Source organism: Fictibacillus solisalsi (assembly GCF_900103485.1).
Taxonomy (GTDB): Bacteria; Bacillota; Bacilli; order Bacillales; family Fictibacillaceae; genus Fictibacillus_C; species Fictibacillus_C solisalsi.
The window spans coordinates 103,816-122,784 of the sequence record NZ_FNHW01000004.1; the positions used below are offsets into that span (position 1 = coordinate 103,816).

At 45.0% G+C, this 18,969-nt stretch carries 19 protein-coding genes; 10 read left to right on the top strand and 9 right to left on the bottom strand.

The genetic code is table 11. From position 1 onward, the window contains the following. Window positions 1-295: 295 nt before the first annotated feature. The 4 genes from BLT53_RS21150 (at window position 296) to BLT53_RS21165 (ending at window position 5,627) form a co-directional block, all read left to right on the top strand. Window positions 296-1,594: an NCS2 family permease gene (locus BLT53_RS21150; RefSeq protein ID WP_090238375.1), complete on the top strand. Its 1,299-nt coding sequence runs from the start codon at window positions 296-298 to the stop codon at window positions 1,592-1,594. 65 nt (window positions 1,595-1,659) lie between these two features. After that, on the top strand, window positions 1,660-1,839 hold the full coding sequence (locus BLT53_RS21155) for a small acid-soluble spore protein H (protein WP_090238378.1): 180 nt from the start codon (window positions 1,660-1,662) through the stop codon (window positions 1,837-1,839). Between the two features lie 123 nt (window positions 1,840-1,962). Continuing rightward, complete coding sequence (locus BLT53_RS21160; protein ID WP_090238381.1) at window positions 1,963-3,618, top strand: glycosyl hydrolase family 28-related protein; 1,656 nt, start codon at window positions 1,963-1,965, stop codon at window positions 3,616-3,618. Between the two features lie 122 nt (window positions 3,619-3,740). Then, entirely contained in the window at window positions 3,741-5,627 is a 1,887-nt protein-coding gene (locus BLT53_RS21165; protein ID WP_090238384.1) for a PhoX family protein, read from the top strand. A 57-nt stretch (window positions 5,628-5,684) separates the two neighbouring features. Here BLT53_RS21165 and BLT53_RS21170 read toward each other — a convergent pair whose 3' ends face one another. Both BLT53_RS21170 and rlmN read right to left on the bottom strand, forming a co-directional pair. Then, a complete protein-coding gene (locus tag BLT53_RS21170; protein ID WP_090238387.1) occupies window positions 5,685-6,167 on the bottom strand; it encodes a hypothetical protein in 483 nt (160 codons plus the stop codon). A gap of 137 nt (window positions 6,168-6,304) precedes the next feature. After that, window positions 6,305-7,372: a dual-specificity RNA methyltransferase RlmN gene (gene rlmN, locus BLT53_RS21175; RefSeq protein WP_090238390.1), complete on the bottom strand. Its 1,068-nt coding sequence runs from the start codon at window positions 7,370-7,372 to the stop codon at window positions 6,305-6,307. A 288-nt stretch (window positions 7,373-7,660) separates the two neighbouring features. Between rlmN and BLT53_RS21180 the strand changes: the two genes are divergently transcribed. Further along, a complete protein-coding gene (locus tag BLT53_RS21180) occupies window positions 7,661-7,864 on the top strand; it encodes a hypothetical protein (protein WP_090238394.1) in 204 nt (67 codons plus the stop codon). A 47-nt stretch (window positions 7,865-7,911) separates the two neighbouring features. Here the strand turns inward: BLT53_RS21180 and BLT53_RS21185 are convergent, their stop codons facing one another. The 4 genes from BLT53_RS21185 to BLT53_RS21200 are packed head-to-tail and all read right to left on the bottom strand — an operon-like array spanning window position 7,912 to window position 12,090. Next, window positions 7,912-9,288, bottom strand: coding sequence for a family 4 glycosyl hydrolase (locus tag BLT53_RS21185; RefSeq protein ID WP_090238398.1), 1,377 nt, complete (start codon window positions 9,286-9,288; stop codon window positions 7,912-7,914). A gap of 1 nt (window position 9,289) precedes the next feature. Then, window positions 9,290-10,204 carry an ROK family protein gene (locus BLT53_RS21190; protein WP_090238401.1) on the bottom strand — a complete coding sequence of 305 codons (915 nt, stop codon included), beginning with the start codon at window positions 10,202-10,204 and terminating at the stop codon, window positions 9,290-9,292. Between the two features lie 4 nt (window positions 10,205-10,208). Next, window positions 10,209-10,937: a 6-phosphogluconolactonase gene (locus BLT53_RS21195; RefSeq protein ID WP_090238404.1), complete on the bottom strand. Its 729-nt coding sequence runs from the start codon at window positions 10,935-10,937 to the stop codon at window positions 10,209-10,211. Then, complete coding sequence (locus BLT53_RS21200; RefSeq protein ID WP_090238408.1) at window positions 10,930-12,090, bottom strand: ROK family protein; 1,161 nt, start codon at window positions 12,088-12,090, stop codon at window positions 10,930-10,932. Before BLT53_RS21200 ends, BLT53_RS21195 begins: the two co-directional genes overlap by 8 nt. 240 nt (window positions 12,091-12,330) lie before the next feature. Between BLT53_RS21200 and BLT53_RS21205 the strand changes: the two genes are divergently transcribed. Beyond that, window positions 12,331-13,239 (top strand): Gfo/Idh/MocA family protein, encoded by a 909-nt coding sequence (locus BLT53_RS21205; protein ID WP_090238411.1) that lies wholly within the window; start codon window positions 12,331-12,333, stop codon window positions 13,237-13,239. A gap of 246 nt (window positions 13,240-13,485) precedes the next feature. After that, a complete protein-coding gene (locus BLT53_RS21210; RefSeq protein ID WP_090238414.1) occupies window positions 13,486-13,812 on the top strand; it encodes an antibiotic biosynthesis monooxygenase family protein in 327 nt (108 codons plus the stop codon). A 175-nt stretch (window positions 13,813-13,987) separates the two neighbouring features. Here the strand turns inward: BLT53_RS21210 and BLT53_RS21215 are convergent, their stop codons facing one another. Further along, on the bottom strand, window positions 13,988-14,419 hold the full coding sequence (locus BLT53_RS21215) for a MarR family winged helix-turn-helix transcriptional regulator (protein WP_090238418.1): 432 nt from the start codon (window positions 14,417-14,419) through the stop codon (window positions 13,988-13,990). Window positions 14,420-14,587: 168 nt separating this feature from the next. Here BLT53_RS21215 and BLT53_RS21220 point away from each other — a divergent pair, with 168 nt between their 5' ends. After that, a complete protein-coding gene (locus tag BLT53_RS21220; RefSeq protein WP_090238421.1) occupies window positions 14,588-14,989 on the top strand; it encodes a CidA/LrgA family holin-like protein in 402 nt (133 codons plus the stop codon). Continuing rightward, on the top strand, window positions 14,962-15,654 hold the full coding sequence (locus BLT53_RS21225) for an LrgB family protein (RefSeq protein ID WP_090238424.1): 693 nt from the start codon (window positions 14,962-14,964) through the stop codon (window positions 15,652-15,654). The genes BLT53_RS21220 and BLT53_RS21225 overlap by 28 nt, the downstream gene beginning before the upstream one ends. Before the next feature lie 110 nt (window positions 15,655-15,764). Here BLT53_RS21225 and BLT53_RS21230 read toward each other — a convergent pair whose 3' ends face one another. Together BLT53_RS21230 and BLT53_RS21235 are read right to left on the bottom strand one after the other, a co-directional pair. Beyond that, window positions 15,765-16,541, bottom strand: a complete 777-nt coding sequence (locus BLT53_RS21230) for a 3-hydroxybutyrate dehydrogenase (RefSeq protein ID WP_090238427.1) — start codon at window positions 16,539-16,541, stop codon at window positions 15,765-15,767. A gap of 19 nt (window positions 16,542-16,560) precedes the next feature. Next, window positions 16,561-17,847: a GntP family permease gene (locus tag BLT53_RS21235; RefSeq protein ID WP_090238430.1), complete on the bottom strand. Its 1,287-nt coding sequence runs from the start codon at window positions 17,845-17,847 to the stop codon at window positions 16,561-16,563. A 272-nt stretch (window positions 17,848-18,119) separates the two neighbouring features. Between BLT53_RS21235 and ahlS the strand changes: the two genes are divergently transcribed. Beyond that, window positions 18,120-18,968 carry an AhlS family quorum-quenching N-acyl homoserine lactonase gene (gene ahlS / locus BLT53_RS21240; RefSeq protein ID WP_090238433.1) on the top strand — a complete coding sequence of 283 codons (849 nt, stop codon included), beginning with the start codon at window positions 18,120-18,122 and terminating at the stop codon, window positions 18,966-18,968. The last annotated feature ends 1 nt before the right edge of the window (window position 18,969 follow it).

The window sequence follows — 18,969 nt, forward strand, 5'->3', positions numbered from 1 at the left end:
GAGTCTGAAATAAAAGTGGCTGAAGTTCTACTATATAGAACTTCGAACGATTTGAATAGATTCCGACACTCCTCTACCTAATAATATTTGACAATTTTAGAGTAACACCTTCTATTTTAAAGAAATACCCCGCTCAGAAGTTTCTGAATGTTTTCTTGGAAAAACTTCCTCCCTCCATTTGCCTCTTTTTTGTGATAAAGTAATTTTTTAGGTTTACCTTGAGCCCGTAATGGAGAAGTCTATTAGTTAGTGGCACCTTTTTGAATAGAGAGAAATTGAAGTTAGGAGTGTCAGTATGTTTAAACTTAAGGAGCGGAATACCACCATACGAACGGAATTCCTGGCGGGTATTACCACCTTTTTAACCTTGGCCTATATTATTGTTGTTAATCCAATGATATTAAAAGATGCGGGCGTGCCGTTCGAACAAGGCTTTACCGCTACCATTATCGCTACGGTCGTAGGAACGCTGTGCATGGCATTTTTCGCAAACTATCCGATTATCATTGGTCCATCCATGGGGTTAAACGCTTATTTTGCCTACTCGGTCATCAGCAGCCATAACATTTCATATGCCGTTGGATTTTCGGCAGTTTTTATCACAGGTATTATTTTTCTGATTCTTTCCCTGACGTCATTTCGAGCCAAGCTGATCAATGCGATACCGTCCAATTTAAAACATGCCATTGCAGCCGGAATCGGCTTGTTCATCACCTTTATCGGACTGCGCCTGTCCGGCATTGTCGCCGATCACCCGACCAATCTCGTAACCCTTGGAGATTTCAGCTCGCCGAAAGTGGCGCTGACATTGATCGGAATCGTTATCACCATTACATTAATGACACTCAACGTGCAGGGTGCCCTTTTTATCGGCATGATCATTACAGGCATCATCGCCTTTTTCACCGGCCGGTTAAGCTTTGATAAAGGATTTCTTTCTGTGCCGCACCTTCCTGAAGGTGTGCTTGTCTACAATCCCATTCAATCGGTGGCCGATGTCATCCATTACGGATTGTACAGCGTTGTGTTTTCATTCCTTCTTGTTATGCTTTTTGATACAACCGGAGCCCTTCTCGGTATCGTACGCCAGGCAGGATTGCTGAAGAACGGCAAACTCGACCGTGCAGGCAGTGCCTTCTTTTCAGATTCAATCGGAACAGCGGTTGGTGCCATGTTCGGAACCAGTCCGACAGCAGCAACGGTGGAATCTTCGGCCGGAGTCGGTACTGGAGGAAAAACAGGCTTAACCGGAGTAACCGTTGTTATCCTGTTTTTGATCGCCGCGTTTTTCGGACCGCTCGTCAGCGCTGTTTCTGCCGTTCCTGCCATTACCGCACCAAGCTTAATCATTGTCGGCAGCTTTATGATTAAAAGTATATCGGAAATTGATTGGAATGACTTCGATGAAGCCTTCCCGGCATTTCTCGTCATCGTCAGCATGCCGCTGACATCCAGTATCGCCAACGGAATTGCCCTTGGTTTCATCTCTTACCCGATCATGAAATTTGCCAAAGGAAAAATCCGGGAAGTACATCCACTTGTATACGTGTTTGCCGTGCTGTTTTTATATCAGCTCATCTTCTTGGCGCAATAAATTCATCTCGTATAAAAAACCTCCTCCTCGTCCATAGTAAGGGTGAAAAAGGAGGTTTTTTATAAATGAACAAGCAACGCGCACAAGAAATTGCGTCTTCTCCTGTTATGGCAAACGTGACCTTGGATGGTGTGCCAGTATATATCCAGCATGTAGACGAACAAGGAGAAACCGCCCGCATCTATCCACTTGGACAGCCTGAAAGCGAACAGCAGGTTTCGCTGGGCAGCTTAACAGAGCATTGACATCCCCTTCTTCTGAAGGGGTTTTCTTATGCCTTTACAAGGAATGGTGATTCATTTGGAGGAAAAAACGGGAATAGGAGGTACAGTAAATATAATACGTTTCCGAGCTGAGGTGAAGAATGCATGCTGACATTAGACAAGAAACATGATCCACTGAAAAATAAGGAGCTGATTGCGTCCTATTTCAGCCAAAAACAGGACATGAAAAACTTAATCAGTGAAACAGACGCTCTTTTCCAGGAGCTGAACCCGTTGCCTGCCGTGCTGCATTCCTCGTTATTCTCGTTTAAAAAATTGCTGCACAGCTTTCCGCGGATCCTTCTGTCGACGTCATGGCACAAACATTTGGAAGACATGCCACAGGTGGAGACCGATAAGCAGGACTCGATCTTTCCTTCATGGAAAAAAGAGCTTGACCGGGAGTTTAGCAGACTTCAAAACGAAATCACCCGGGAGGTAAATGTCAAAGAGTTTGGCGCGGCGGGCGATGGAGTGACTGATGATACCGAAGCGTTCAAAAAAGCAATCGGCCATGGAAAGGTAAAAGTTATTGTGCCTGAAGGCGTGTTTGTGACAAAGGGCATCCGGCTTCCTTCATGGACGATGCTGATTGGATCCGGTAAAGGAACAACCGTAATCAAGCTTCACGACCGTGCACCCCGAAGCCGGCAGCTGCTCACCAATTCTGGCCGTTGGAGAGGCAACCACCATGTTTTTGTTCAGGGCATGAGTCTGGATTGGAACGTCGAACGTTTAGGTCCCAATAAACGGACAGCATCCGGAAACAATCAATCGAGCTGCCTCACCTTCGCCCACGTCACATATGGCTGGGTGAAGGATGTGGAAGGAATCAATCCCGGTCTGCATTGTTTTGATGTTTCATCTGCGGTTTACACGTATTTTGGGGACGGCACAAGGGCCAGAAGAAGCAGCCGGTACATTTGGCTCGACCAGTTGAATGGGTATGGCTTCGGGGATGATGGAATTACGACCCATCACAGCGATAATATTTTAATTTCAAATTGCCATATGTGTGATCCGAGCGGGCGGGCGCACAAAGAAGGATTTTCAAATTCTAACGGGATCGAGGTCGATGACGGTTCCAGAAACGTCACCCTCGTCAACAATTCAACAACCCGCTGCTTTGGCGGTGTGGAAATCAAAGCCCACCATAATTCTGCAGCGGCGAGCAACACACAGATTATCGGGCACCTGTCCATTCATGACAACCGCTCGTATAACTTCAGGCATATCGGCCATCACATCGAAACGGATCCAGTATCGATGACCGCCTATAATATAAAAGCAAGTTATATTGTAGCGGTGGCTCCCATAAGAACACCTTTGTATAAGGAGTCCACACCGAGGGCAATGGTCATCTCCGCTTACAGAAACGTGGTGATCAATCACTTCGCCGTCATTGGTGATCCCGATTATGATTACCGCGGAGAGCCTGTCATTGCTGTTCAGTACCGTTCGCGGAATATTATATTAAACGGACTGGACATCAAGCATTTTAAAACCGCAGGGGAGGATGTCAAAGTATTTGGCAGCAGCCATGGTGCAGATGCCGTTGAAATCCGAAACGTAACCATTCAGGATTCAGCGCCTACCGCTCTTCATATCGGACCTGGAATCCATCAAATCAGGATCAGTAACGTTCAAGCCGTGTGCGAGAAAGGAAAAGAGGGTCTGGTAGCCAAGCAGTCAGAACCCAAAATTTCAGAATTTCATGCCATAGGCTACAAAACACCCATTGCAGCGGGCAATCAGAATTAAATGTATTAGCATTGTCATGATTTCTTTACGAAACACCAACACTAATCCCCTTTTTCTTCATACCTCCTTAACAGTAAAGTGGTTTAATGAGGACGAATCACACTCGTTAGGGAGGATGAACCATGAAAAAAGGCATCACAGTCGGATTATCATTAGCCATTATGGCTTCAAGCGCCATTCCTGTATTCGCTGAGCACAACCATCATAAGCAAAACAATCAAATCAAGAACATCGAATTTACATCAATGAAAGCCCCCAGCACCATCGAAAACATGGTCAAAACCTACACAGACGCTAAAGTAAAAATTACTTATAAAAATGGTAAAGTGAAAGAAATGCCTCTAGACTACAACCAGCTCTTCTTATCAAAGGATAAAATTGTAGACAACAAAGGCGAAAAGATACCAGCCGGCACTCCAATAGACGCAAGAGGTAACCCAATCATTGACCACAGCGTACCGGACAAGCCGTCTTATTACATTTCAGATGCACCCGATTCCAACAGCTTCATCACCATTGCTGGAAAAGACTATGTCATCTCTCACTATGAGTATGATTCAATGGACAATTCCGGAAATGAGATTAGCGGCCTTCCTGCGTCCATGACATTGACACAAGTAGACCGGGATAAGAAGACCGGCAAGCTTACCGTAAATCATGCAAAAAAGATTGATTTCTCTAATGTAAACGGACTATGGACACCATGTAATGGATCAACAACAGAATGGGGAACTCATCTCGGATCTGAAGAATATGAACCGGATGCAAGAGCATTTGAAGATCCAGCTTCCTCTTCATACCGTGACGTCACCAACTTTGCCAAACAGTATTTTGGTGATGCCTCCAAAGCCAATCCTTATTTTTACGGATGGATTCCTGAGATTTCCGTACATCCAAATGGTAAGGCATCGGTTGTAAAGCATTATAGTACAGGCCGGTTCTCTCATGAGATCATGCAGGTGCTTCCAGACCAAAAAACCGCACTTTTCGGAGATGACGGCGGCAATACCATGATGTTTATGTATGTTGCTGATAAAAAGCGTGACTTCTCTGCAGGCACACTTTATGCGGCAAAATTCAAGCAGACTTCAACGGCCAACGGGGGAGCAGGAGATCTGCAGTGGATTAAGCTGGGGTACTCTACGGATAAAGAAGTAAAGAGAATCATCGACAAAGGCACCAAGTTCAGCGATATCTTTGAAACATCAGACAAGCCTGCACCCGGCTTTAAAGCCGTGAAAACCGCAGCAAGTAAAAAAGTGGAGTACCTGAAAGTGAAGCCGGGCATGGAAAAAGCAGCTGCATTCCTGGAATCCCGCCGATATGGTGCACTGCTTGGGGCAACCTCCGAATTCAACAAGATGGAAGGCATCGCAGTAAATAAAGCGGACAACAAAGCCTATATTGCCATCTCCTATGAAAACAACAGTATGAAAAAAGAAGAAATCGACGGGGTTCAGGATGATATCCAGCTTCCGGTCATTGACTCAGGTGTTACCTTTGAACTGGATTTGAATCCTGGTGAAAAAGATCATAAAAAAGGACACATTGACAGCAAGTATGTGCCTTCGAGCATGAATGGCCTGTTGGTCGGTGACGATTATCCTAAAGCGGATGCCTATGGAAATACAGCGAATCCAAATAAAGTAGCCAACCCTGACAACTTGAGCTTTTCTGACGACATGAACACCTTGTTCATTGGTGAAGACAGCGCACACCATACGAATAACTTTGTTTGGGCCTACAATGTGAAAACAAAGAAACTATCAAGAATCTTATCTGTACCTGTTGGAGCAGAAGCCACCGGCTTACGTGCAGTGGACCACGTGAAGAACTCGTGCTATGTTCTCAGCAACTTCCAGCATCCTGGAGAGGATCTGGAAGGAAAACAGATTACAGCAGTAGATAAGACGAAGCTTGAAGAAGCCATGAAAAAAGGAATCGGCATTCAGGAAACTGGCGGTGTCGGTTATATCTCCGGTCTTCCGTCTGGCCAAGTTGAAAAATAAATAAAACACCCCCTATACGTTGGATTTATACGTCCGGTGTATAAGGGGTGTTTTTTGTTAACCGACGGGTACCTGCTGTTCTTCAATCATCTTTTTGCAGGCTTGATAGCATTCCTCCACGTGAGAGTTTCCAAGGTATTTCATCGCTCCAAAGCTAATACCGGCCGCGACCGCCTGTCCCACCAAAGGTACAAACTTCGATACCTGCTTGACGGCAATCTTCTTCCCTGCCTTCTTTAACAGGAGGCCGATCATTTTCTTCGTGATCACCTTCCCGGCAAACTCGCTTCCCATAGAGGTAAGGACCACAATAACTTTTCCCTTCAGGGTGGCATCCAGTTTTTCAATTTGATTTGGTGCCAGGCCAAATTTTTCATTAATTGTAGGCAGCAGCTCCATCATGATGGTGATATCAGCCCCGACGTCCATACCTGGAATGGGAACGATTGAAACAGCAGCCGAAGCAGATGCCCGCTTGTTCACCAATGCTTTACACTCTTTGCGAACTTCTTCTAGTTCTTCTATTGTTCTGGGAATCATACGATTTCTCCTTTAAACGTATTCAGAGGATAAGTAAATACTTGATGTTATTATACCCTTTCCCCTTAAACCGTTAACCTGTTGTAGATTGTGCCATGTTCAAAAAAGACTGACACTACGTTCAGCCTTTAAAACCCTTATTGTGCTTTTTCCTTCTTGATCTGCTTGCTTCTCAGCTGGCCGCACGCTGCATCGATATCCGTGCCGTGTTCCTGGCGGATTTTACAGTTGATGCTACGCTTTTTCAGCGTATCGTAAAACGCCAGAACCGAGGCCTGTTCGCTTCGCTGGTATTGGCCATGCTCATCTACCGGGTTGTAAGGAATCAAGTTCACATACACCTTCTGTTTCTTATCCTGGAACAGATCGGCAAGTTCTTCTGCTTCTTTCTGGTGGTCATTCACATCCCGCAGCAGAATGTACTCGATCGTAATCCTCCGATTGGTGGTTGTAATATAATAATCGACAGCTTCCATTAACGGTTCGAGCGGAATCGCCTTGTTAATCTTCATGATCCGTGTGCGCAGCTCATTGTTGGGAGCATGCAGCGATAATGCAAGGTTCACATTAAGGCCCGTATCGGCAAACTCGCGGATTTTTTCCGCCAATCCGCTGGTAGATACCGTAATGCGGCGTGAACCGATCGCAAGTCCTTTAGGATGGATTACCACGTTTATAAAATCGATCATATTTTCAAAGTTATCAAAGGGCTCACCAATCCCCATGACCACAATATGGCTTACTCTTTCGTCCTTATTCCGCTCATCAAGGTGCAGCTGGACATTCATAATCTGCTCCACGATCTCCCCGCTGGAGAGGTCTCTGCTTTTCTTCAGCAATCCGCTTGCGCAGAAGCTGCAGCCAATGTTGCAGCCAACCTGGGTGGTAACGCAAACCGACAATCCGTATTTATGCTTCATCAGCACGGTTTCAATCAAATTGCCGTCCTGCAATTTAAACAGGAACTTGACTGTTCCGTCTTCTGATTCCTGTTTAACGTGCTGCTGCATCGTCTGAAACGAAAAACGTTCGGACAAAAGCTTCACACATTCTTCTTTTACACCCGACATTTCCGTAAATGAAGTCACGCGTTTTCGATATAACTGATCCCACACCTGAGCCGCATGAAATGGCTTAATCCCGCGCTCAAGCAGCCAGGCAGAAAGCTGTTCGAATGTTAATCCATAAATGGATTCCTTCATCATGTTGTTACCCTCTTTTCACATTCTATATTGAACTGTCACCGTGACAGACAAGGTCTTGATTATCACTGTTATCTTAACATACATTAACAGGCATTGAGGAATTTCGCTACTATCATTATAAGCCAACTTTACCCCGTCTATATCTTCCTCCATTCCTCAAAAAATGGAAACCTGATCAGCGTTTTGGTGTATCGCCCCCCGATATGCCCGATATTTTAACGGAATATCTTTATCCGCGGACTTCATGTTTAATATAATTTAAACAGGACCCATCCATTGGAGAAATGTATGCTGAATTACACTTTGAATGCAAAAAGCAACCAGTTTTACTATGAAGGAAAAGGGCAGTTATCCATTAAAACCTTTCGAAACGGCGCATTAATCGACTATTTCCGGGGAAATATGACATTCCAATGTGCCCATTGGCAGGAAGAGCAGTTTCATACCATTATGGAGCGAGCATCTCATTTCCGAGCAGTGCCATATCAATAACGAAATCGTTGTACTGAAAAAAGATACCCCAGGGGTAGGTATCTTTTTTATTTCCACTCTAATTCTGGCAACATCTCTTTCTGCAATCCGCACATTTCATCGATCATGGCACATGCCTGATAATAAGAAGGCGCCTGAGGATCCAGCAAAATGGCCTGCAGCAGTTTGGTTTTCGATTGTTCCACATAAGCTTCCAGCAACAGTTTATGAATGCATCCCTGAATATTGATGGTTCCGAGTATGGCCGTCGGCAGTTCAATCTCCATCGGCTTGAGCGAGATCCCATTTCCATTCACGATGGCCTGAGTCTCAACCACCATGTCTTCCGGAAGTCCTTTAATGGCTCCTTTATTGGGCATGTTCGCCGCATTGATTTGGATTTTTTCATCAAAAAAGATGGCTTCAATAATTGGAATGGCATATTCATTACTCTTACTAACCTTATTTTTATCAAACGTGTAAGCCTGTTCTGCCCAATCTTCCTGCGTGGTCGTGTCGTCAAACAACCCTTTATCCAGGGAGTTCCCACTGGCACAATACACAAATTCCGGTACTTCAGAACCGTACTGCCATGGCTTTTCCCGAATCGGATCATAGCGGAATTGAAGAGGCAAACCTGCGTAAAAGTCTTCAGCATACGAAACATATTCGCCGCAATGGTTCGTTCCCGGATAAGGATAATATCCATACGTACGGTACATCGTTCTTGATAACGCATAATGATCAAAATGAGCCATACGATTCGCCCTCTTTTCTTTTTCATGGAATAAAGGATAAAGGTCTTCCCCTGTTTCCTTGTCCCATATTTTTGTAAAAAAGCCGAAGTGGTTCAGCCCTCCGCCCTCCACACCGATAGAGCTTGCCGGGATGTCCAGGAAGCTTGCCAGCTGATCAATTCCCATATCAAGTCCATGACAAAGCCCGACAACTTTAATGGACGTTAATTTGGAGATGGCCTCCACCAATTTCGCTTCCGGGTTCGTGTAATTGATAAACCAAGCTTCCGGGCATATTTTTTCCATCGTTTTGGCAATATGCAGCATCGGTCCCAGGTTTCTTAAGGTATGGAACATGGAGCCGGGACCGCCATTTTCCCCATAGATCTGCTTGCTTCCATAACGGCGCGGGATGTGAAAATCCTGAGACCAATAAAAGTATCGGTTCACTTCTATGGCAACGATAACAAAATCAGCATGAATTAATGCCTCTTCAAGATCGGTGGTTCTGGACAACTCACCCGGATGGGAGAACGATGAAAACATCTCTGACGCATAGTGATAGGTTCGGTTTACATTCTCTTGCTCAATATCCATTAAAGCGACTTCCAGGTGGTCCATCTTTTTCAGCTTTTCGGATAAAACAATATCGTTTAGCGCGCCAAGTGCGAACGACACACTTCCCGCTCCAATTAAAGCGATTTTCATTTTATATCTCTCCTTCTGATTGATGGATGGCCAGATAGCCGGCCCCAATGACTCCTGCGTCAGTGCTGAATTGGTTGATGACGATGTTAATCTTTTCTCTCAGGTTTTTGAAAACCTTTTTCCGGGTGCATTCCGCGACCTTTTCGACCAGCCACGGATTATGATGGATCACTGCTCCTCCTAAAACAAAGATGTCCGGATCGATCGTTTGCATAAGGGAAGCAATAGCATTTGAAAAGTGCTCAACCCATAAATCGATAACCTTTTTCGCTTCTTCATCATTCGTTTGATAGTGCTCAAAAAGCAGGGCAGAAGTGGCACCTTCACCATATAGGACTTTGCTTTCTTCTTCGAGAGCCAGACCGCTGCATAATGACTCCAGTGAGCCGTCGTACAGGCTCGGATGGTTTTTTTTATGTCCGGAAACAATCATACTGCCAATTTCACCGGCATATCCGTGAGAGCCCCTGAGAACTTTGTTATCAATGATGATTCCACTGCCCACACCGGTACTGACCGTGATATAAATCGCATTTTTGCGCCCTTTTGCCGCGCCGTAATGAGCCTCTAGCAGCGCAACCACATTCACATCGTTATCAATGAAAACCTGATAACCCGGAAAATAAGAACGAAGGGTATCCACACTCACTTCTTCCAGCCCAGGAATATTGGTCGCATCCACAATCTTTTCTGCCTCATCCGGCCAGGGGACCGGAAGGCCGATGCCGATCTTTTTGGCTGTATGATCCGGATCTATTTTTTTGATCATGTCTAAAATCGATTTGAAGATTTTATCAGGTTCTTTATATTCAGTTGTCAGAGCGGTTTCTTTCCTGGTTAGAGACAGACCGTTTTCGACCAGACCTACACGTATATTCGTACCGCCGACATCAACGCCGATCACACTCTCATTCATGTTTTTATCCCTCAACTTTTTGCATAATGTGCTTTGCCGCCTTCGTATCCAGGTAAAAATCAATATGATCATGGTGAAGCAATTCCTGGGCCGGCAGCCTGGCTTCTGAATGATTAAAGATCTCTTTCACAATATCAGCCTTGTGCTCGCCGGTAATGGCTACGATGACTTTTTTGCTATGGATGATCTGCTTTAATCCCAGAGTGATTCCCTTTGACAAGGCTTGCGGCTTGTCAAAATACTTCTGTGCGGTTGCTTTTGTTTCACTCGAAAGGTCGACGACACTGCTATGGTCTAGAACTGGTGTTCCTGGTTCGTTTAGACCGATATGTCCGTTCATTCCTACCCCCATTAAGCTGAATGTTATGAGATGCTGCTCAATATACGCATCGATTTTTTCACATTCCTGCTGCAATGCAGAACTCTTCCCATCATAAAAAAGGATTTGGGAAGGCTTAATGCCGGCCGGAGAAAATAGATCCCTTTGCAGCATTTGGTAACAGCTTCCCGTCGAGTGTTTTTCAATGCCCACCCATTCATCAAGACTCACGATCCGGAGTTTCTTGATATCGTCCGTGTCTTTTGCCTGTACCGCAAACCTTTGGTAGCTTTTCTGTGGTGTGCTTCCAGAAGCCAAACAAAATAATGGAAGAGCCTCTTCTTTCAGACCTGCTGCCATTGCATCGGCGATAGCCTCTGCAACCTGTTCTTCTTTTTCAAAAATTTTAAGCATGTTTTTCACCTCCGACCGCTTTTTCCGCAGAAATAACCTTTCCCATTTCACGCTGCAGCAATAAAATTCCCGCTCCCAGAGCGGACATGTGCTCGGCAGCGCTGAACGAAATCGTCGGATCCCAATCCATATAATGGCCGACATACTCTCTGATCCTTGGCAGGAGACCCTCCGAAAACAAAGCCATCGTTTTGCCGCTGATAATAATGCGGTCCACATCCAGAACACTGATAATATTGGTAACCACCAGTGCGATCTTTTTGGCCAGATATTCCTGGCATGCTTTACTTTCTTGCGGATTGCTCAGATCAAACTTTTTTACAATCGCACTAAGACCAAGCTTGCCCTCGAGCCAGCCCACTGAGGCAGGCGTCTTTTTAAAATCCTCATCAAAGCATAGATACTCAAGCTCACCCGCTCTTGAATTAAACCCTCTATGAAGTTTCTTATTCAGAATCAGCCCGGCACCAATCCCTTCTCCAAAAGAGATATGTATCAAATCATCCGGCATTTCATCAGACGCCTCCAGGCTGCGGAACTCTGCCACTGTTGATGCATTCACATCATTTTCAAGCAGGATGGGATAGGAGACATTGTCTTTCAGCCTTTCAACAATCTCCCCAAAATGAAAATCCTCTTCCTGATCTTCCGCTGTTTTCATCCTGATGGTTTTGCTCCTTGTATTAATGGCACCTGCCACACCTATTCCAATTCCCAGCACCACACTGCTGGTTTTCTTGGCTTCCTCCTCCATGACCTCAACGATTTCATTAAAAATCCGATCAAAAGCCTCATGGTAGAAAGGAAGGTCGGTATGAAAAGCTCGGGAAGCGATCACCTGGTTCTTTAAATTCACAAGGAGGGCCGTCACAGCCTGGCCCATAATCTCCAGCCCAATGGTGACATAGCTGTTTTCATTGAACTTATAGACCGTTCGTTTCCGGCCAAGCCCGCCCATTCCATCGCGGCTTTCCCCCGTTTCTTTTAAAATTCCGATTTCGGTAAAATAATTCACGATTTTACTGACTGTAACAAAACTCATCGCTGTTTTTTCTGTGATTTCCACCTTAGCCAGTTCCGGATGGTGAAGAAGGATATCGAATATAATTTTTCTGTTTTCATCTTTTATGTCGTTAGGTAAATACGATTTCATTCATGACCTCTCATTTCTGATTTAAGAACATTAATTAATAACCTTTAATAATTAAATAAAAAGAAAAGACCTAATTTTCAGATCATTTGATTGAATCATAAGGGACGCCTGTTCATACTGTCAATACATATTTTGGACCGCACCGATACATGAAGGAAGAGATTTGCCTGCAAACGTGTTACCTTTAAATGAAACGGTGGCTAAAAAAGCGCTTTGCATAACGAAAATGAGGTGAGGAAGATGAAAGTAGGAATGATTGGACTTGCAGATATTGCCCGTAAAGCATATATACCTGTGCTTTCCCAAAAGGAAGGCATCGAACTTGTTTTATGTACAAGAAATGAAGAAACCCTTCATCAACTGGCGAGGCAGTATAGGATCCGGGAAACAGCACGAACCGTGGATGAGCTGCTTGCAAAAGGGATTACTGCCGCGTTTGTCAGTGCCGCAACCGATGCTCATCTCGAGATTGCCGAACAGCTGCTGCAAAACGGAATTCATACCTATATCGATAAACCGGTATCCCTTCATTTGCAGGAGACAAAACAGGTGGTTCAGCTTGCCAAAGAAAATAATGTGATTGCCATGATCGGATTCAACCGCCGGTTTGTTCCATTAGTCAGCGAGCTGAAAGAGCACGGAAAAGCCAACCTGATTTTGATGCAAAAGAACCGGTTCTCATCCCCTGACTACCCCCGCCGTTTTATCATTGATGATTTTATCCATGTGGTCGACACGCTTCGCTTCTTAATGGGAACTGAGGTGCTTGATGTGAAAGTGGAGCATCAAAAAAGGGATGACCAACTCCAGTTCGTAATCATCCAGCTGATTGGTGATGGCTGTACGGCAATGGGAATCATGAACCGAAACGGCGGTGTAACCGAGGAGATCATTGAATATCATACCGGCCATCATAAATATGTCGTAAACAGTCTGGTGGAAACTACTCATTATCACAATAAAGACATTCAAACGACTAAATTTGGCGATTGGGAGCCTACTCTCTACAAGCGCGGCTTCTATCAAATGACCGATCATTTTCTGGACTGCGTCCGCCATAACCGGCAGCCCGATCCGTCACTGGAGGACTCGCTCCTTACGCATGAAATTTGCGAACGCATTGTTAACATGGTAGAAGAAGAACGGTAAAAAAAGAACCGGAGACGTGAGTGCTCCGGTTTTCGTAAAGCTTAAACGGAGTATCATACCGCGCAGCAGGAATTTCATCATATGTTTTGTAAGCGGGCTTTGGAGGCCATCTATAACCATAGAACAAAAAGGAAAATAAGAAATCCCTCTAGAAAATAGAGTAGGGGAAAAATGGTTCTTAATCCACAAAACGGAGGGTAAGTTGAAGAGGGAGCATTTTAAATTAACATATTGGGGGGACCGAACATGGTTGGATTGGCTAAAACCCATCAACCACCTTACTATGCGGTTATATTTACATCACAACGAACTGAAATTGACAGAGGTTATGAGAAAATGGCCGAAAAAATGGTTGAGCTAGCGTCCCAGCAGAAGGGTTTCTTAGGTGTAGAAAGTGCGCACGATGAGGACCTGGGAATTACTGTTTCCTACTGGGAATCCTTAGAAGCTATAAAGCAGTGGAAGGAACATTCAGCACATCAAGTTGCACAGAATAGAGGTAAAAAAGAATGGTACAAAAACTTTGCACTACGAGTATGCAAAGTAGAAAGAGATAACTTTTTCGAGATGTAAACCATTGGCTTTCAACTATCGCGCAATTGTTGAAGAAGACCCATTACTATACTCAAATTTTTGCACCCATAAAGTGAATCGGTTTATTCATCCTTTGCAACCCAATTATCTTACATAAAATTAGACATCTCGAGTCATTTTAGTATCCCTTTGCCTCTATATTTACCTGTTTTCATCAGTCAAAGAACGCTTTATTCATCCGTTCGAGGAGTTCCCCAAACAACTCCTTTTCATCACTCGTCCAGGTTTCAAGCATGTTTTGATACCGGGCGAGCCTCATTTTTTTATCCGCTTTCAATTTCTCGCGGCCCAATTCGGTTATGGTAAGAAGACTCACTCTTCCGTCCGATGGATCGGAGGAACGCTCAATCAAACCTTTACCTCCCAATGCTCCTGCCTGGCGTGAGAGGGTGGAAATATCCAGTTTAAAGGACTCTGCCAGCTCTTTCACCCGCGCAGGTCCGAACTCGTCCAGCTGCCTCAGAATCAAATACGAAGCTCTTTCCAAATTTCCTATTTTATTTTCTGAGTTATCAATGTATACCGCTCGTCTGATGAAGGTGGTCAGTTCATATTCAATCCGTTCAACTGCATTCTTGTTGTTCAAAGCCAATCACTCCTGCACAAGCTTATAGCCCGATTTCATTGACATTTACATATATGCTTGTATAATACAAATATATAATTGTATCGTACAAGTAATTACGAAAAATGTAAAGAGCAACGCTAGTCAGACAGAAAGGAGGGAGTTGTTCTTATTAGAACAGCACCTGTTGTGAAAGCTATACGGATTATTCTGCAGATCGCCATTCTTTACGCGTTTTCCCTGATTGGAGAATTGGTTCATAACCTGCTTCATCTGCCGGTGTCGGGGAGCATCGTGGGACTGATCCTTATGCTGATCTGCTTAACCTTTAAAATTGTTCCGGTCAAGATTGTGGAAGACGGAGCAAGTTTTTTATTGTCTTTTCTTCCTCTATTATTTATCCCCGCAATGACGGGGGTTATGAATTACCCTGCACTATTTTCAGGCAATGGTCTGGTCCTGCTGCTGATTGTCGTGCTGAGCACCATTGTAACAATGGTGGCTGCTGGGATCGCCAGCCAGCTGCTCGAGAAAAACGCCAATAAGGGAAAGGAGAATGACGAGTGCAACAAGCATCTATCGCAATCCTGATTATTTTGCTTACCGTTGCGGTGTATATCGCAATGACAAAATTATATGTACGCTTCTCCTATCCGGTCCTCATTCCCGTGTTAACCACAACCGTGGCGATCATCCTTTTGTTGCTGGCCTTTCATGTTTCCTATGATCAGTACATGATCGGCGGGAAATGGATCAATTCTCTCTTGGGGCCGGCGGTCGTCGCATTGGCATACCCACTCTACAACCAGCGCAAAATTCTGGTGAAATACATCCTGCCCATCATCGGAGGTGTATTTGCGGGTTTGTTCTCAGGCATGATCAGCGGTCTTCTCTTTGCCGAGGTGTTCGGCATTGACCGGAATCTGATCCTATCCATTGTGCCTAAATCAATTACAACGCCAGTTGCTATTCAGATCGCCACTGGCATCGGGGGCGTCCCTTCCATGACCGTTGTCTTCGTCATGATCGCCGGATTTTCCGGAGTCATTTTAGGGCCGAAAATTATGAAATGGGTTCGCATCCGAAGCTATCTTGGAAAAGGTATAGCCTTCGGCAGCGCCTCTCATGCCCTTGGCACCTCAAAAGCCTTTGAATACGGCGAACTGACTGTATCCATGAGTTCGGTCTCGATGACACTGTGCGCCGTTCTTGGTTCGGTGTTTGGTCCGATCGTCGTGTGGATTTTTCACGTATAAGAAAAAGCCGTCCGGGTTCCGGGCGCGGCTTTAAGTGAATCCGGATTACGAATATAATCATCAACACAAAAATCCCTCAAGCATGTGCCTGAGGGATTTTTTCTTTGTTCTTACTGAGCAGTATAACCACCATCGATGACTACGGCTTGTCCTGTTACGCTTTTTGCTTTGTCGCTGGAAAGGAACATTGCGTAATCTGCGATTTCGCTTACTTCCAGCAAACGTTTTTGAGGAACCAATGGGTAGATCACCTCTGCCAATACATCTTCAAGGGAAACGTTTCTTGTTTTCGCCAGGTCGCTCATTTGACCGCGAACAAGCGGAGTATCCACATAACCGGGGCAAAGGGCGTTGACTGTTACACCATGTTCAGCTGCTTCAAGTGCCGCAACCTTAGTAAGACCGATCACACCGTGCTTCGCACTGTTGTACGCTGCTTTACCAGCAAATCCGATCAGACCGTTGATGGATGAAACGTTAATAATACGTCCGAAGCCTTGTTCTTTCATGATTGGCAAAGCATGTTTGATGGCTACAAATGGTGCAGTCAGCATGATTTTGATCATCAATTCAAATTTTGCTGTAGGGAATTCTTCAATTGGTGAAACGTGCTGCAAACCAGCATTGTTGATAAGGACATCGATACGTCCGTACGCTTTATGAGCCGCTTCGATCATGTTTTTAATATCCTCTTCACTTGTTACGTCGGCTTTAAGTCCAATGGCTTCATGTCCAAGGCCTTTCAGCTCTTCTGCCGCTTTTTTAACGCCTTCTTCGTTCAAGTCGGTTAAAACCACTTTGCTTCCGTTTTCCGCAAAGGTTTTACCAATTTCAAATCCAATTCCACTTGCAGATCCTGTAATAACGACAACTTTATTTTCTACCATTACACTCACTCCTGAAATTTTAAATAATTCCCATGGCTGCCATAATGATTCCTACAATTACAGCGATTGTTGGGATAATTAAACCAACGACAAATACATCTTTATAGGTCTCCTTGTGAGACAGCTTTGTAACCGCAAGGAGTGTCAGCAATGCTCCATTATGAGGAAGAATGGATGCACCGGATGCGACCGAAGCCATTCGGTGAAAGGCTTCAGGACTGATTCCTGTTGTTTGTGCCAGGTCGGCATATGTTCCGCCCAAGGCCTGAAGGGCAATTCCCATCCCGCCGGATGCTGAACCGGTAATCATGGCCAGAAGCTGAACGACCAGTGATTCAGACACGAGCGGATTGCTTGAGATGCCCAAAAGCATGTCGGTAATATGATCAAATTCCGGCACGCTCGTGACGACTGCACCGAAACCAACAGCGGCTGCAGTGTTAATAATCGCAAGAACCGAGCCTTTCGCTCCTTCGTTCATGGATGGCATAAAGGTTTTGTAACGCTTCAGGTTTAGAAGAAGAATAACGACAATACCAGCCAATAAGGAAGCAATAGGATTCAGCTTGACCAAATCCAGCAAAATGACAACCACGATTAAAGGCACGAGCGACAATAGCCAGTTTGGAAGATTTTCATTTCCGTCTTCCTCATTTCCCTTGTCACCTTCAACCTCGGTAAATGTATCCCCGGCCACAGTCATTCGGTTTTCTCTGAACTTCAGCCAAAAATAGCCGCCGACTGCCATAATTAAAGTAGCGACAATTCCGATCCACGAACCGGCCATCGGACTCGTTTTGAACGTATTCATCGGAATCAGATTCTGAATCTGCGGCGTTCCGGGAACAGCCGTCATCGTAAATGTGAATGCACCGAGCACAATGGTCGGCGCAATAAGTTTTCTCGAGATGTTCGCTTTTTTAAACAAAGCGAGCGCGATCGGATAGATCGCAAACACAACCACGAACAAGCTGACGCCGCCATAAGTAAGAACAGCGCAAGCAACCAGCACACCCAGAATGGCACGTTTTTCTCCTATATATTTTGTAAACTGAAGAGCTACCGATTTTGCAGCACCGGTATCCTCCATCAATTTTCCAAGAACGGCACCCAGCAAGAAAATCGGGAACCACTGCTTTGTAAAGTTCACAAAGCCTGTCATGTACGTATTCGTATATGCGTCCAGCAGGTCTAAACCGCTGAGTAACGCGACAATTCCGGCAACAACCGGTGCTACCCAGATGATCGACCATCCAAGGTAAGCGAAAAACATAAGTAGTGCAAGCCCTATCAAAATACTAACCAAACCTTTTCCCCTTTCTGTTTCTATCCAAAACGATGCATCGTCGATTTGTGAATTTTTTATGAAAAATGTGCTGCCCGAAGAGGAATTTTACTCTTACATCCCGGATAAGTAAAATGAATTCTAGCTATAGGAGGCATGCGAAACAGGTATAGGTAAATCGTGCTAAAAACCGCTTCATTTCAAGTCACAGAGTTACTGATGGGTGAAAAAAGGGAATGGAAAGGAATGCAGTTTTGCAAGCGCTTTACTAATGTATATGGGGAGGAAATTCAATGGCAAATGTGATCAAACCCAATCCGAGGCTTTATGTGATGGATAATGGAAGAATGCAAATGGATAAAAACTGGATGATTGCCATGCATAATCCGGCCACATCCGAAAATCCGAATGCGCCTGCTGCGTTTGTCGAGTTTCCGGTGTATACCGTGCTGATCGACCATCCCGAAGGCAAAATCCTGTTTGATACGGCCTGCAATCCCGAATCAATGGGAGCTGAAGGACGATGGGGAAAAGCGACTCAATCCATGTTTCCGATCAACATGGGAGAAGAATGCTATCTGCACAACCGGCTTGAGGAATTAAACGTTCGGCCACAAGACATAAAATACGTCGTGGCGTCCCACCTCCACCTCGACCATGCCGGATGCCTGGAACTGTTTACGAATGCCACGATTATCGTCCATGAGGATGAACTGAGCGGCGCACTGCAAACCTATGCCCGAAATGAAAAGGAAGGCGCCTACATATGGGCAGATATTGACGCCTGGATTAAAAACAATCTGCAATGGAAAACCATCAAGCGAAATGAAGATCAGATTCACCTCGCAGATGGCATCAGCATTCTGAACTTTGGTAGCGGACATGCCTGGGGAATGCTTGGCCTGCAGGTCAATATGCCGGAAACCGGTGGTATTATCCTGGCGTCCGATGCCATTTATACGGCTGAGAGCTTTGGTCCGCCCGTAAAGCCTCCTGGTATTATCTATGACTCTCTCGGTTATTTGAATGCCGTGGAAAAAATCCGCCGTCTCGCTAATCAAACCAACTCTCAGGTGTGGTTTGGGCATGACGCCAATCAATTTAAAACTTTCCGCAAATCGACCGAAGGCTATTACGAGTAAA

What these genes read in the sequence shown, in the direction of transcription:
- BLT53_RS21150 (WP_090238375.1), top strand. Translation starts at nt 296, where the DNA reads ATGTTTAAACTTAAGGAGCGGAATACCACCATACGAACGGAATTCCTG.
- BLT53_RS21155 (WP_090238378.1), top strand. Translation starts at nt 1,660, where the DNA reads ATGAACAAGCAACGCGCACAAGAAATTGCGTCTTCTCCTGTTATGGCA.
- BLT53_RS21160 (WP_090238381.1), top strand. Translation starts at nt 1,963, where the DNA reads ATGCTGACATTAGACAAGAAACATGATCCACTGAAAAATAAGGAGCTG.
- BLT53_RS21165 (WP_090238384.1), top strand. Translation starts at nt 3,741, where the DNA reads ATGAAAAAAGGCATCACAGTCGGATTATCATTAGCCATTATGGCTTCA.
- BLT53_RS21170 (WP_090238387.1), bottom strand. Translation starts at nt 6,167, where the DNA reads ATGATTCCCAGAACAATAGAAGAACTAGAAGAAGTTCGCAAAGAGTGT.
- rlmN (WP_090238390.1), bottom strand. Translation starts at nt 7,372, where the DNA reads ATGATGAAGGAATCCATTTATGGATTAACATTCGAACAGCTTTCTGCC.
- BLT53_RS21180 (WP_090238394.1), top strand. Translation starts at nt 7,661, where the DNA reads ATGCTGAATTACACTTTGAATGCAAAAAGCAACCAGTTTTACTATGAA.
- BLT53_RS21185 (WP_090238398.1), bottom strand. Translation starts at nt 9,288, where the DNA reads ATGAAAATCGCTTTAATTGGAGCGGGAAGTGTGTCGTTCGCACTTGGC.
- BLT53_RS21190 (WP_090238401.1), bottom strand. Translation starts at nt 10,204, where the DNA reads ATGAATGAGAGTGTGATCGGCGTTGATGTCGGCGGTACGAATATACGT.
- BLT53_RS21195 (WP_090238404.1), bottom strand. Translation starts at nt 10,937, where the DNA reads ATGCTTAAAATTTTTGAAAAAGAAGAACAGGTTGCAGAGGCTATCGCC.
- BLT53_RS21200 (WP_090238408.1), bottom strand. Translation starts at nt 12,090, where the DNA reads ATGAAATCGTATTTACCTAACGACATAAAAGATGAAAACAGAAAAATT.
- BLT53_RS21205 (WP_090238411.1), top strand. Translation starts at nt 12,331, where the DNA reads ATGAAAGTAGGAATGATTGGACTTGCAGATATTGCCCGTAAAGCATAT.
- BLT53_RS21210 (WP_090238414.1), top strand. Translation starts at nt 13,486, where the DNA reads ATGGTTGGATTGGCTAAAACCCATCAACCACCTTACTATGCGGTTATA.
- BLT53_RS21230 (WP_090238427.1), bottom strand. Translation starts at nt 16,541, where the DNA reads ATGGTAGAAAATAAAGTTGTCGTTATTACAGGATCTGCAAGTGGAATT.
- ahlS (WP_090238433.1), top strand. Translation starts at nt 18,120, where the DNA reads ATGGCAAATGTGATCAAACCCAATCCGAGGCTTTATGTGATGGATAAT.